The following is a 12,584-nucleotide window of genomic DNA, read 5'->3' on the forward strand; positions in this document are numbered from 1 at the left end:
AAACAAAATTACCGCAATTTTTCCACCTAAAAGCTCGTAAATGTAGATAATATGTTTCTTTTTATGCCAAAATATCTTTTACTTTTAACTTTATTTGTTCCCATTTATCAGCAGGAATCTGAGGTCCGACAACATCGATTACATATCCTGCAAGAACAGAACCTATGCGTGCAGATTGCTCAAGAGTTGCGCCAATACTCTGTCCGTAAAGGAAACCTGCGGCAAAGTTATCACCGGCACCTGTTGTGTCAATCGGTTTTCCACCTTCAGCAGCTATCTTAATAAATGAGCCCTTGCTTCCTACAATTGAACCTTCCTTACCTATAGTGACCAATGATATGTCAACCATTTCAGACAATGTTTTGACAGCTTCGACAGCCGGTTTACCGGTATATGCTTCAGCTTCGCTTTCATTACTGAAAAGAATATCTACATAAGCCGGAATAATCTCTTCAAGAAAACCACGGAAAGCATTTACAATATTAAAGTTCGACAAATCCAAAGCAACTTTCAATCCTAGTTTCTTTGAACGCTTCATTATTTCACGCACCAAATTGTCGTTTACCAGTAAATATCCTTCTATATATATGTAATCATACAGGCTCAACACTTCATCTGAGATTTCTGAAGGGTCAATTGTCGGCGCCGGACCAAGAAAAGTACCCATTGTGCGCTCTCCATCCGGAGAAATTAGCACAGTGCAACTGCCGGTCGGACCGTTTTCTTTGATAAAATATGGTGCAACGCCTGCCTCTTTCAAAGAATTTTCATAGAATTTTCCGATTTCATCATCTCCAATTTTACCAATAAAACCAGAATTTCCGCCTAAATATGAAATTGCGCGCATTGTATTGCAAACTGAGCCACCTGGAGCTTGAGTTGACTCTTCGCCAGACTGAGCCGCACGGATTGCAAACATTTTCTCCCTGGAAATCATATCCATAGCACCTTTCTGAACACCTATTTCCACTAGCTTTTCATCGCTTTTCAAACGGCTCAATACATCCACTAAAGCATTACCTAAACCTAAAATCTTCATTTTTTTCAAATTTTTTCTACAAATATATTGCATATTTCAAAAATACCTCGTACTTTTGCAGTGCAATTTCAGGGAAGGACATAAGTCAAGAATGAAAAAGCAACAATACTCTTCCTTAGCTCAGTCGGTTAGAGCATCTGACTGTTAATCAGAGGGTCCTTGGTTCAAGTCCAAGAGGAAGAGCAGAAATAAATTCTTCTTTAGCTCAGTTGGTTAGAGCATCTGACTGTTAATCAGAGGGTCCTTGGTTCAAGTCCAAGAAGAAGAGCAAAAATAAATTCTTCCTTAGCTCAGTCGGTTAGAGCATCTGACTGTTAATCAGAGGGTCCTTGGTTCAAGTCCAAGAGGAAGAGCAATAAGAGAGAGATACTATTAAGTACCTCTCTTTTATTTTGTCTCTTTTCAACCTGTTTTAAACAGGATTATCAACCAGTTTATCAACATCCGGATAGTTTTTCAACTGGTTTTTCAACAAACTTATCAACATTTCCACAAGTTTTCAACAATACTCTGTGAAAATCGAATTCAACATTGTTTTCAACATTTCCTCTTAATCAACAAGGTTTTTAACAGGGTTATCAACAGACTTTTCAACAAATAACAGAGTTTTCAACAGACTTCTGTGAATAACCTTTCTACTCATTTCTTAAATCAACCAGATATAAACAGGGTTTTCAACAAGTTTATCAACAAACTTATCAACATTCTCCTAAGTTTTCAACAAATGCATTTCAAACCCTATTTTCAACAGGTTTTAATACTCATACAAACACTACAAAACAAATACTCCATTTTATCACATTTATAATTTAGAATGATTGTATTTATATATCAATTTTTACCTTATAAAAATATCGATTCACCTAGGTGAATTGATTGGCTCACCTAGGTGAATTGATTGAACCACCTAGGTGAGTTGATTGAACCACCTAGGTGAATAGATGTTTTTATTACAATAAATCTGACAAATTATACTTATGGTTACAATCTATATTTAGCATAATCTCTTTTAAACTTTAAAAGACAAAATTTGTCTATTCTGTAACAGAATAAATAATAATAACAAATGCAAAGACTATACTTACTTTATATATTTATCTTTTGGATAAGTTTTTCCACAGTGAATGCCCAAAATACGAAATGTGATATTATCGGCTCTGTATTTGAAGAAGGAACAGATTTCCCTGTTGAACAAGCGACAGTGCGTCTACTTAATCCTAAGGACAGCTCGATGATTCGCGGCGTGGCAAGCAGCAAGAATGGGAGTTTCACGTTGAAAGGTGTACGAAAGGGAAAATATTTGCTGAATATTTCATTTATAGGATTCAAGCCATTATATAAGGATATTCAGATTTCCGGAAAAAAGGATAAGGTTTATGTGGGCAAATTATATATGCTGGACGAATCGATTGCTCTTGCAGAGGCTGTTGTGGTTGGAAAAGCGCCGGAGGTTATCGTGAGAAATGACACTACGGAATATAATGCTGATTCATATAAAGTGACCGAAGGCTCGGTGCTGGAGGATTTGCTAAAGAAAATGCCCGGTGTTGAAGTGGACAGCGAAGGAAAAGTTACGGTGAACGGAAAAGAAATCACCAAAATTATGGTTGACGGGAAAGAGTTTTTCTCGAATGACCCCAAAGTGGCATCAAAGAATTTGCCGGCTAAAATGATTGACAAGGTTCAAGTGCTGGACAAGAAAAGTGATATGGCTAAACTCACAGGGTTTGATGATGGCGAAGAAGAAACGGTGATTAATCTTACCGTTAAACCGGGGATGAAACAAGGTTGGTTCGGTAATGCTTATGCTGGTTACGGAAGCAAAGACCGATATGAGGGAAATGCTATGGTGAACCGTTTCTATGGCAATGACCAGATTACGATTATGGGCGGACTGAACAATACTAACAATATGGGATTTTCGGATATGGCATCTACTATGTTTTCCGGAATGAGAGGTGGAAGAAGAGGTTCAGCGGGTAATGGTATTACGACTTCTGGAAATGGCGGCGTTAATTTCAGCAAGGAGTTCAACAAGGATATGATTCTTGGAGGAAATGCAAATTATTCACATTCTGAAAATGATGCAAGCAGCAAAAGTAAATCTCAGACTTTCCTTACGGGAGATAGTATTTCGTATTCTGATTCTGAAGTTAAAAATAATACAAGGAATAATAATGCCGGAATGAATCTGAGAATGGAATGGAAACCGGACACTATGACCAATATTATTTTCACTCCAGATTTCGGCTACAGTAATAGCCAGACTTCTAACTATCAATATACAAACACGAGGATAAATAAAGATACTCTCAATATAAGTAATTCGAATGTTTTTTCGGACGGCGAAGGTTATAATCTCAATGCCCGACTGGAAATGAGTAGGAAGCTAAATAATAAAGGACGTGTTTTAAGTTTTTCTTTTTCAGGAGGAACAAGTGATTCATATAATAATGAAATAAATTACTCGGAAACGGACTATTTGCAGGAAATGAGGAAACAGATTATTGACCAGCATATCCGTTATGACAACAAGAGTTTTAATTATCGTGCCTATGTTTCGTGGGTTGAGCCTTTAGGCAGAAACAATTTCCTACAGGCAACGTATTCTTTCAGCCAGAAGAAACAGGAGTCATTAAAAAATGCCTATAATAAAAACGAGGAAGGCGAATATAATGTTCTGGATACGGCTTCGAGCAAGAATTACAGGAATAATTTCATAAATCAAAGGGTGAGTTTGAGTTTCAAGGCTCAGAGGGAAAAATATATGTATATGTTCGGTATCAATCTTGATCCTTCATACTCCCAAAGTGAGAATTTCATCGGCGACAGTGTTCTTTCAAATATAAGCAGAAATGTGACAAACCTCTCTCCTATTTTCCGTTTCAACTACAGATTTGACAAACGAACTAATCTGAGGATAGATTATAACGGAAGAACTTCGCAACCGTCTATGACTCAGATGCAGCCGGTAATAGACAATTCGAATCCGCTGAATATAATCATCGGTAATCCGGAGTTGAAGCCAAGATATACGAATAATTTCATTGCTCATTTCAACAAGTTCAATCCGCAGAAGCAAAGTGCTATGATGTTTATGTTGAATGGTAACTATATTCTTAATGATATTGTAAGCAAAACTGTTTTCAACAGCGAGACCGGTGGTCAGCAGACGACGTATGAAAACGTGAACGGTAATTTTACAGTGAACGGGCGTATTATGTTCAACACTCCGCTAAAGAACAAGAAATTCACAATAAATACAATGACTACGGCAATGATGTCCGGCTCAAACAGCTTTGTAAATGGAGAAAAGAATAGGAGCAAGAATCTGAATCTTTCAGAAAGAGCCGGCATTGATTTCCGCTCGTCACTCATGGATATTGGTGTGAACGGAAATGTCCGTTACAACTCCAATATAAATTCCTTGCAGGCACAGAATAATCTTAGAACATTCAACTACAGCGTCGGCGGATACACTACACTTTATCTGCCATGGAATATAAAAGTGGAAAGTGATATCAATTGGTCCACAAACTCCGGATATGCCGACGGGTTCGAACTAAACGAGGTGTTGTGGAATGCTTCTGTCTCAAAGTCGTTCCTGAAAAACAACCAGGGAACTTTAAGATTCAAGATTTATGATATTCTTCAGCAAAGAAGCAACATTTCACGAAGCGTTACAGCTAGCAGGATAAGCGACTCGGTATATAACACACTGAGCAGTTACTTTATGTTTCATTTTATTTACAGATTCAGTATATTCAAAGGAGGGCAACCCGGAGGAAGAGACAAAGGCCCGGATGGAAGACCACGGCCACTACCTCCGCACCTAGGCGGTCCTGGTCCTGGTGGACCTGGACATCCGGGTAGATAATACAACAAACAAAGACTATGAAATTTGAAAGCTTTCTTATTTTTTATACCTTTATGGCTTAATCTCACATAATTCTGAATGATGTTTGCCTTTATAAATATAGAATGGATTTTCAGTACAATATTTATCCTGCTCTATAGCATAACAATCATTGGACTGAGTCTGGTTATTATAACGGAAAACCGAAATCCGCTAAAGACTATACCGTGGGTAATTGTGCTTCTGCTTGCTCCCGGTATAGGTCTGGTTTTCTATTTCTTTTTTGGGCAAGACAACCGTAAACAGAAAATTATCTCCAGAAGAACATATAAAAGAATTATAAACCAACCTAAAACAGGTAAACTACCTACGGATTCCTGCCAGTTGCCAGAAGAATACTCTCAATTATCAGCGCTTATAAGCAGAAACAATAAATCGCCTCTGCTATACGGTAGTAAAATTGATATTTTTACAAATGGGAAAGATAAGTTTGCTGCATTAATTGATGATTTGAATAATGCTAAACAATATATTCATCTGCAATATTATATTTTCTGTGATGATTCTATCGGCAATAAAATAAAAGATATATTAATCAGAAAAGCACAGGAAGGAGTAAAAGTCAGAGTTCTTTATGACGATGTAGGATGCTGGAATGTTCATAATAATTTCTTCAATGAAATGAAAAGTAAAGGAGTAGAAATATATCCTTTCCTGAAGGTAGTTTTCCCTGTGTTCACCAGTAAGGTAAACTATAGGAATCACAGAAAAATTGTAGTAATTGATGGTTATATAGGATATATTGGCGGAATGAATATTGCCGACAGATATACAGATGGAGCGAAATGGGGGATTTGGCGAGATACTCATTTCCGAATCATAGGTAAAGGTGTTCATGGATTACAGGCTTCATTTCTTGTAGACTGGTATGCCATGAGTAAACAAATCTTAAGTGACAAAATATTCTATCCCAAGACAGAAGTATATGATGATAATATAATGCAGGTGATAACAAGCGGACCGATTGGTCCATGGAGAAATCTTCTGCAAGGAATAATACACATAATAACTAATGCTAAGAAATATATTTATATACAGACACCTTATTTCTTGCCTACGGAAAGTCTAAGCCAGGCTTTACACATTGCTGCGCTGAGCGGTGTTGATGTAAGGCTTATGCTTCCTTTGAAATCTGACACTAGGACTGTACATATGGCTAGCTGTTCGTTTATTGAAGAAATGTTGAGAGCTGGAGCAAAAGTATATTTCTACAAACCTGGATTCCTGCATTCCAAACTTGTAATCTGCGACGATTATATTTCCTGCATAGGTTCTGCTAATATGGATTTCAGAAGTTTTGAACACAACTTTGAAGTGAATGCAATTGTTTATCAGACTTCGTTCGCAAGAGAAATGAAGAAAATATTCCTGCACGACCAGGAGAATTGCGAAAAGATAAAACTATCTGTCTGGATAAAAAGACCTAGAATGAAGAAAATGCAGGAATCGTTTATGAGATTATTCTCACCACTACTATAAAAAAGAAACAGGTTGACAACGAAACAAAATATATTCTGTTAATATTGCCAACCTGCTTTTCAACAATTAACGTCTGGTTTATTCTTTTACGAATATACTGAAATTAACCGCTCCGTAAACTCTTCTTTGAGAAAAATATGGAAGAGAAGAAAAGTCTTTTGAAGCAGGATGTTCCATTACGAAAACTCCACCGTCACGAAGCAAATCTCTTTCGAATACTAATGTTGGAACTTCTGGCAATTCCTTTAAAGCATAAGGCGGATCAGCAAAAATAAAGTCAAAACTTTGCTTTGGAGCCGAATGCAAATAACGGAACACATCACCTCGAATCAGTTTATGATTTTCATCCTTCAATTCACGGACAACTTTTGCAATGAACGAGGCATGAGCATTATTCTTCTCTACGGATATCACGGAACGACAACCGCGCGAAAGTAATTCAAAAGATATGCTACCTGTTCCAGCAAACAAATCCAATGCATCCAAATCTTCAAAGTCTATTATATTAATAAGAACATTGAATAAATTTTCCTTTGCAAAATCCGTTGTCGGACGAGCACTGAATGTTGAAGGCACATCAAAACGACGACGGCCATATTTTCCACTTATAATTCGCATACAGTTAAATATATTAAATCAAGCGGAGCTTCGAGCAAATCGTTTCCCCGCAAATAAACTTCAGAAGGAAGAGAAAGCTGTGAAACATTTCTTACATATGCAGACAAGGATTTCCTTAAATCCTCACATTTACCAGTTTCTCCATAGATATAAAGACAGTCCTGCAATTGATTGAATTTATTCTGTTTCCAAATATACAATATATAATATAACAAATCCTGATTATCGCGATAAGAAATATTATTTGCAAACAACAACTTACCTTGTGGAGCAAATGCGGCAAATGTCATCTTATCTTTCGACAAGGATATATACATTTGTCTGTATAATGAATTAGAAGCCTGTTTTTGCCATTGAGTCAAAAGAACAGAAACAGGATTGAGAAATAGAGGATTTATGAATGAACGTGAACAGAACTCATAAATATCTTCTGGAATAGTTGAAAGAAGCACAGCATTCTCAAACTTAAGTTTGTTTGAAAAAACATGTCCTTTACTGTCGCAAAAAACAAACTGCATCAGCTGTTCCTTCATCTTCTCATCAAACATTTCTTTGGGGAGAACCTGAAAATCCGAAGAAGAATGAATAACATATATTTTCTTATATTTCCATGAAAGGCATTCATTGGTAAAGAAGAATTCTTTCAAAGAATCGATATACAAATCAGGTTTGCTCAACTGTCGATGACAGAAGAACGCACTGTCAGCTTCCTGAGGGTTATATCCAGAAAAAGAAAATCCATCCGGCGCTAGCCGGATGGATACTATATATTTCTCAGAATGCTCGGATGTTATTGTATCAGGAATTCTGATAGTCATAGATTTTAATTTTCCCAGTTACCTGCGTTGTTATTGATTTCTTCCAAAGAACCTACACGCATACCTGCATATTTACCCTGCTTTTCAGCTTTGTCTTTCAAATTGTATGCCAACTGAGGATCCATACCACGCAAATAAGAATCAAATGGAACTTCACAAACGAATACTTTGATTTCATAACCTGAACCAGATTTCAAAGTAGCTGTATCCATATGGAATTCAATTTTATCACCAGGAACACCAGGAACATAACGCATAGCATCAATATCATATCCTTTACCTAACAATGTATCAACAGCTGGAATCCAGATAGTATCACGTTTGATCAAACCTTTCTTAACGGCTTCTTTTTCTGTCATACCCTGTTCCAATTGTTCATCAGTCAAAACACCTTCTTTAACCAAGAACGGAAGTTTTTCTTCTTTCAAGAATTTGCCCAATTCATCGAAGTTCGCAGCATGAACACCGTGAACATTCTTATACTCAATCTGAGCTTTACGGATTTCAATCAAACGAGTTTTGATTGCTTCGTCACGACGTTCTTTCTCCTTGTTGAAATTGATTGGAGTTAGAATACTCTGATAACACATGTACGCCAATACAACTACTGCTGCGGCCAATAATACTTTTAATGCAACTTTCATGGTTTATATATTTTTTGAATTTATTTTATTATTTCGTTCGGCAAATTTAAAAAAGAATATTTAATACACTACCTTTATCGCAAAAATTATTACAGATAAAATGATAAATAATTACTTAAGCCATAAAATTTCACAAAATTTTCCATTTTCACCCACTTCTGACCAGGAAGAAGCGTTAAAAATCCTAAGTGATTTTATGCTCTCAACCCAAGAAGATAGCATTCTCCTTTTCAAAGGATATGCCGGAACAGGAAAAACATCACTGATCGGAGCTTTTGTTAAAACGTTAAATGAACTTAAGCAAAAAGTTATACTTCTTGCACCAACAGGAAGAGCAGCCAAAGTTTTTTCGGGCTATGCCTGCCAGAAAGCGTATACTATTCACAAAAAGATTTACCGACAGAAGACTTTTTCAAATGACTTGAGCAATTTCCTTCCGGCAGAAAACCTTCACAAAGATACAATTTTTATCGTAGATGAAGCATCTATGATAGCAAATCAAAGTATAGATTCTTATTTTTTTGGTTCAGGACGATTATTGGATGATCTTATACAATATGTCTATAGCGGAAACAACTGCCGTATGATAATTATGGGAGATGTTGCACAGCTACCACCAGTTATGCAGACTGCAAGTCCGGCATTGGACAGAAATATTCTTGAAGGATACAATCTAACAGTGATGGAAGTGGAGCTGACGCAGGTTGTAAGACAAAGTAAAGATTCCGGAATACTATATAATGCCACCAGATTGAGAGATGCTTTGAGAAACCAAACTGTTGAAATTTTCCCTAAACTGGCTATAAAAGGATTCCAGGATTTCCGTAAAGTTTCTGGTGAAGACTTGATTGAAGAGATTTCGGCAGCATATAATCGTGACGGGATTGAAGATACGATGATTATTGCACGCTCAAACAAAAGAGCTACAATATATAACAATGGTATAAGAAACCGAATTCTTTATCGTGAAGAAGAATTATCGAACGGTGACAGACTGATGGTTGCAAAAAACAACTACTTCTGGATGACGGATAATAAAGAAATGGATTTCATAGCTAACGGTGAAATCATCAAGATTATGAAAGTCCGGAGAACTTATGAAATGTATGGTTTCAGATTTGCAGATGTACTGGTTTATTTTCCAGATTATGATATTGAAAAGGAAATAAAAATACTACTGGATGCGTTGCAGACTGATTCACCAGCCTTGTCGAGAGAAGATAACGACAAACTGTTTTATTCTGTTCTCGAAGATTATGAAGAAATAACGACAAAAGCCGGAAAGATGAAAAAAATGAAAGCAGACCCACACTATAATGCAGTACAGGTCAAATATGCTTATGCCGTCACATGCCACAAAGCCCAAGGCGGCCAGTGGATGAATGTTTTCCTTGACATCGGCTATATAACGGAAGAAATGCTCGGCGAAGATTTCTACAGATGGTTATATACGGCTTTTACACGTGCTACGAACAATTTGTTCCTAGTCAATCTTCCTGAAGAGTTTGAGGAATAGGCTTTGATGCTATTACACTACAACGGTCAAGCAAATAAAGTCCGCTTTTTGTTTTCCTGATTTTTGAAGAAACTGTATAAGCATCGTGACAGAAAATTATTCGCTGTCTCTTTTCTGCAGCTTCGTCAAGCAATCTGATTTTTGAATCATATGAGCGAAGCGGAGCAATATCATAAGCTGAAATCCATTCTGGCGACACACTGGCTGCTAAAGGTATTACATCACCAGCAAAGACCAGTGTTTCGCCATTAATTGTAATATAAGGAATTAATTGTCCTGGAGTATGTCCGTCGGCAAGTTTCAGACTTAATTCCGGAATAACATCCTCAGCAGAATTAATCAACCTTAACAATCCGGAATCTTCCACAGCCTTCATATCATCAATGAAAAATGAATCTTTTTCAAGAGCATGAGGCCTAATAAAATTATCCCATTGCTCCTTACCTACCCAATGGCGGGCATTGGGAAAAGCCATACGGAATTTCCTGTTGTCTTCCGATACAGCGCATCCACCACAATGGTCAAAATGCAAGTGAGTAAGAATAACGTCAGTAATATCCTCCAGTTTATACCCTTTCTCATTGAGGCACTGTCCGACGGATTTAAGATTAAAGAAACGATAATAAGTCATCTTAGACGGATGTAAACTACCGGCTCCGGTATCTATCAGAATCAACCGTCCGGAAACCTCAAGAAGGACGCTGCGCATTGCAAGCACACATCCGTTCTGATCATCACTCTTATAACGTCTGCTCCATGCCGTTTTAGGCACAGCCCCAAACATTGCGCCGCCATCGGCAAAAAAATAACCTGTATCAAAAATATCTATCATAATACACGATACCGAAAAACACTCAAAAGTAAGTGTTATTTTCAAATACACAAAATGTTCCTAATCCAGTTAAAAGTCGTATTTTTGCATACAAATACCAAACAATGCATAAAGTTCATTTAATCTCGATAACAGACTCCCTTATGCCTGAAATAGCAAAGGCTATAAAAGAAAAAGGATTTGAAGTCAGTGTCTCCGGAGAAAACTTATCTGAGGAACAACTGAAATCCTTTGAAGACAAGGGATATATATGTCATGGTAACGGATGGTTTCCGGAACTGATGAACAAAAATATACAGGCTGTTGTTCTAGGTGGCACAGTTGGTGCAGATAATCCAGAACTTATTATGGCGAAGCAACTTGGGCTGTTGGTTCAATCTATTCCGGACTTCATTTATCATAGGACAAAGTCCAAAATAAGAGTTGTTGTTGCCGGAAGTAGGGGAAAATGCACAATATTGTCGATGATGGTCGCGGCAATGAAGCAACAAAAAATGGCGTTCGACTATGCGACAACCAGTACAATTCCTTCTCTTGAAGACAAGATTCATTTTAACTATGAATCACGAATAGCTTTGATTGAAGGAGACGAACACGTAACGTCCAAACTGGAAAAACGTTCGCAACTGGAGTTTTACCGTCCGCATATCGCAGTACTGACTAATCTTACTTGGGAATTATCTACAGACCATTCAACTCCTGAAGCTTATATCAGTACTTACAGATATTTCTCCACATCTATTGAGCGTGAAGGCAAACTGATTTATTATGGTGGTGATCCAGTGATAAGCCAGTTGGTTGAAGAAATCAGAAATGATATTACAGCAATCCCTTTCAACAAACATGAAATTGTAGAAAGAGACGGAAACACATATCTTCAAACAAGATATGGAGAATATCCGATAAAAGTAACTGACTCATATTTCCTGATAAATCTGAACGCAGCAAGACTTGCCTGCAGGCAGATTGGAATAAACGACAAGAATTTCTATCAGGCTGTGTCTGAAATATACAGATGACGAGTTAACAAGAAAACTAGTTGACAAGCGTTCTTGGATAATTAATAACAATAGGTATTTTACCTTGTCAACTCGACTCTGTAGCCTTGTCAACTTTTTAAAGTAAACTAATTTTTAAAGAACGATTTTGCCGTGATTATTGCCCAGAAAAAAAGAAAAGAAAACATTGCGGAATATCTGCTATATATGTGGCAAGTGGAAGATCTTATCCGTGCCAACAATTTTGATATGGATTCCATAAAGCGAACTGTTATCTCGCATTACGAACAACCAGAAGAGGTAAAAGAGCAGATTGCACAATGGTATGAAGAGATTATCAACATGATGCGTGAAGAAGGCGTCATGGAAAAAGGACATATACAGCTCAATAAGAATGTGATAATAACTCTCACAGATTTACATCTTAAGCTGCTGAAAACTCCTAAGGAAATGATTTATGGTGCTGCATATTATAAAACTTTACCTTATATCGTCCAGCTCAGAAGCAAATCCGGAGGAAATGATTTGCCGGAACTGGAGACTTGCTTTTCGGCTGTATACGGTTATCTGGTGCTCAGAATGCAAGGAAAGGAAATTTCGGCAGAAACACTTGAGGCAATCAAACAAATCAGTTCTTTCCTTGCAATATTGGCTGAAAAATATAGAGCTGATATGAACGGAGAGTTGGAATTGGAAGATTAAATAATATAAATAACATAAACAA

Annotated in this window: 10 protein-coding genes and 3 tRNA genes; 8 read left to right on the forward strand and 5 right to left on the reverse strand. The window is 37.1% G+C overall.

Features of this window, described 5'->3' with window-relative positions; all coding sequences use genetic code 11:
* Positions 1–61: 61 nt before the first annotated feature.
* Positions 62–1,039, reverse strand: coding sequence for an adenosine kinase (locus ACYIAR_RS07640; RefSeq protein ID WP_480333209.1), 978 nt, complete (start codon positions 1,037–1,039; stop codon positions 62–64).
* Between the two features lie 109 nt (positions 1,040–1,148).
* On the opposite strand from ACYIAR_RS07640, the gene ACYIAR_RS07645 reads away from it, so the two are divergent.
* The 5 genes from ACYIAR_RS07645 (at position 1,149) to cls (ending at position 6,434) form a co-directional block, all read left to right on the forward strand.
* A tRNA-Asn gene (locus ACYIAR_RS07645) sits at positions 1,149–1,222 on the forward strand.
* Between the two features lie 11 nt (positions 1,223–1,233).
* Positions 1,234–1,307, forward strand: a tRNA-Asn gene (locus ACYIAR_RS07650).
* Positions 1,308–1,318: 11 nt separating this feature from the next.
* Positions 1,319–1,392 (forward strand) — tRNA-Asn (locus tag ACYIAR_RS07655).
* Positions 1,393–2,105: 713 nt separating this feature from the next.
* Positions 2,106–4,916 (forward strand): outer membrane beta-barrel protein, encoded by a 2,811-nt coding sequence (locus tag ACYIAR_RS07660; RefSeq protein ID WP_480333211.1) that lies wholly within the window; start codon positions 2,106–2,108, stop codon positions 4,914–4,916.
* An 81-nt stretch (positions 4,917–4,997) separates the two neighbouring features.
* The gene (cls, locus tag ACYIAR_RS07665) at positions 4,998–6,434 is read left to right on the forward strand and encodes a cardiolipin synthase (RefSeq protein ID WP_480333582.1); all 1,437 of its coding nucleotides are present in this window, start codon (positions 4,998–5,000) and stop codon (positions 6,432–6,434) included.
* A gap of 78 nt (positions 6,435–6,512) precedes the next feature.
* Here cls and rsmD read toward each other — a convergent pair whose 3' ends face one another.
* The 3 genes from rsmD to ACYIAR_RS07680 are packed head-to-tail and all read right to left on the reverse strand — an operon-like array spanning position 6,513 to position 8,514.
* A complete protein-coding gene (gene rsmD / locus ACYIAR_RS07670; protein WP_480333213.1) occupies positions 6,513–7,052 on the reverse strand; it encodes a 16S rRNA (guanine(966)-N(2))-methyltransferase RsmD in 540 nt (179 codons plus the stop codon).
* On the reverse strand, positions 7,040–7,870 hold the full coding sequence (locus tag ACYIAR_RS07675; RefSeq protein WP_480333215.1) for a DUF3822 family protein: 831 nt from the start codon (positions 7,868–7,870) through the stop codon (positions 7,040–7,042). Before ACYIAR_RS07675 ends, rsmD begins: the two co-directional genes overlap by 13 nt.
* 5 nt (positions 7,871–7,875) lie before the next feature.
* Entirely contained in the window at positions 7,876–8,514 is a 639-nt protein-coding gene (locus tag ACYIAR_RS07680) for a hypothetical protein (RefSeq protein WP_480333217.1), read from the reverse strand.
* A 100-nt stretch (positions 8,515–8,614) separates the two neighbouring features.
* On the opposite strand from ACYIAR_RS07680, the gene ACYIAR_RS07685 reads away from it, so the two are divergent.
* Positions 8,615–10,030, forward strand: coding sequence for an ATP-dependent DNA helicase (locus ACYIAR_RS07685; RefSeq protein ID WP_480333219.1), 1,416 nt, complete (start codon positions 8,615–8,617; stop codon positions 10,028–10,030).
* Here ACYIAR_RS07685 and ACYIAR_RS07690 read toward each other — a convergent pair.
* Positions 10,002–10,862, reverse strand: a complete 861-nt coding sequence (locus tag ACYIAR_RS07690) for an MBL fold metallo-hydrolase (RefSeq protein WP_480333221.1) — start codon at positions 10,860–10,862, stop codon at positions 10,002–10,004. The two genes, ACYIAR_RS07685 and ACYIAR_RS07690, sit on opposite strands and share 29 nt — an antisense overlap.
* 143 nt (positions 10,863–11,005) lie before the next feature.
* Between ACYIAR_RS07690 and ACYIAR_RS07695 the strand changes: the two genes are divergently transcribed.
* Positions 11,006–11,881: a Mur ligase family protein gene (locus tag ACYIAR_RS07695; RefSeq protein WP_480333223.1), complete on the forward strand. Its 876-nt coding sequence runs from the start codon at positions 11,006–11,008 to the stop codon at positions 11,879–11,881.
* A 132-nt stretch (positions 11,882–12,013) separates the two neighbouring features.
* Positions 12,014–12,562, forward strand: a complete 549-nt coding sequence (locus ACYIAR_RS07700; protein ID WP_480333225.1) for a DUF4924 family protein — start codon at positions 12,014–12,016, stop codon at positions 12,560–12,562.
* Positions 12,563–12,584: the final 22 nt, after the last annotated feature.

The sequence above is a fragment of the Parabacteroides sp. KHUB-01 genome (assembly GCF_056640935.1).

What these genes read in the sequence shown, in the direction of transcription:
- ACYIAR_RS07680 (WP_480333217.1), bottom strand. Translation starts at nt 8,514, where the DNA reads ATGAAAGTTGCATTAAAAGTATTATTGGCCGCAGCAGTAGTTGTATTG.
- ACYIAR_RS07695 (WP_480333223.1), top strand. Translation starts at nt 11,006, where the DNA reads ATGCCTGAAATAGCAAAGGCTATAAAAGAAAAAGGATTTGAAGTCAGT.
- ACYIAR_RS07690 (WP_480333221.1), bottom strand. Translation starts at nt 10,862, where the DNA reads ATGATAGATATTTTTGATACAGGTTATTTTTTTGCCGATGGCGGCGCA.
- ACYIAR_RS07660 (WP_480333211.1), top strand. Translation starts at nt 2,106, where the DNA reads ATGCAAAGACTATACTTACTTTATATATTTATCTTTTGGATAAGTTTT.
- ACYIAR_RS07640 (WP_480333209.1), bottom strand. Translation starts at nt 1,039, where the DNA reads ATGAAGATTTTAGGTTTAGGTAATGCTTTAGTGGATGTATTGAGCCGT.
- rsmD (WP_480333213.1), bottom strand. Translation starts at nt 7,052, where the DNA reads ATGCGAATTATAAGTGGAAAATATGGCCGTCGTCGTTTTGATGTGCCT.
- ACYIAR_RS07675 (WP_480333215.1), bottom strand. Translation starts at nt 7,870, where the DNA reads ATGACTATCAGAATTCCTGATACAATAACATCCGAGCATTCTGAGAAA.
- ACYIAR_RS07685 (WP_480333219.1), top strand. Translation starts at nt 8,615, where the DNA reads ATGATAAATAATTACTTAAGCCATAAAATTTCACAAAATTTTCCATTT.
- cls (WP_480333582.1), top strand. Translation starts at nt 4,998, where the DNA reads ATGTTTGCCTTTATAAATATAGAATGGATTTTCAGTACAATATTTATC.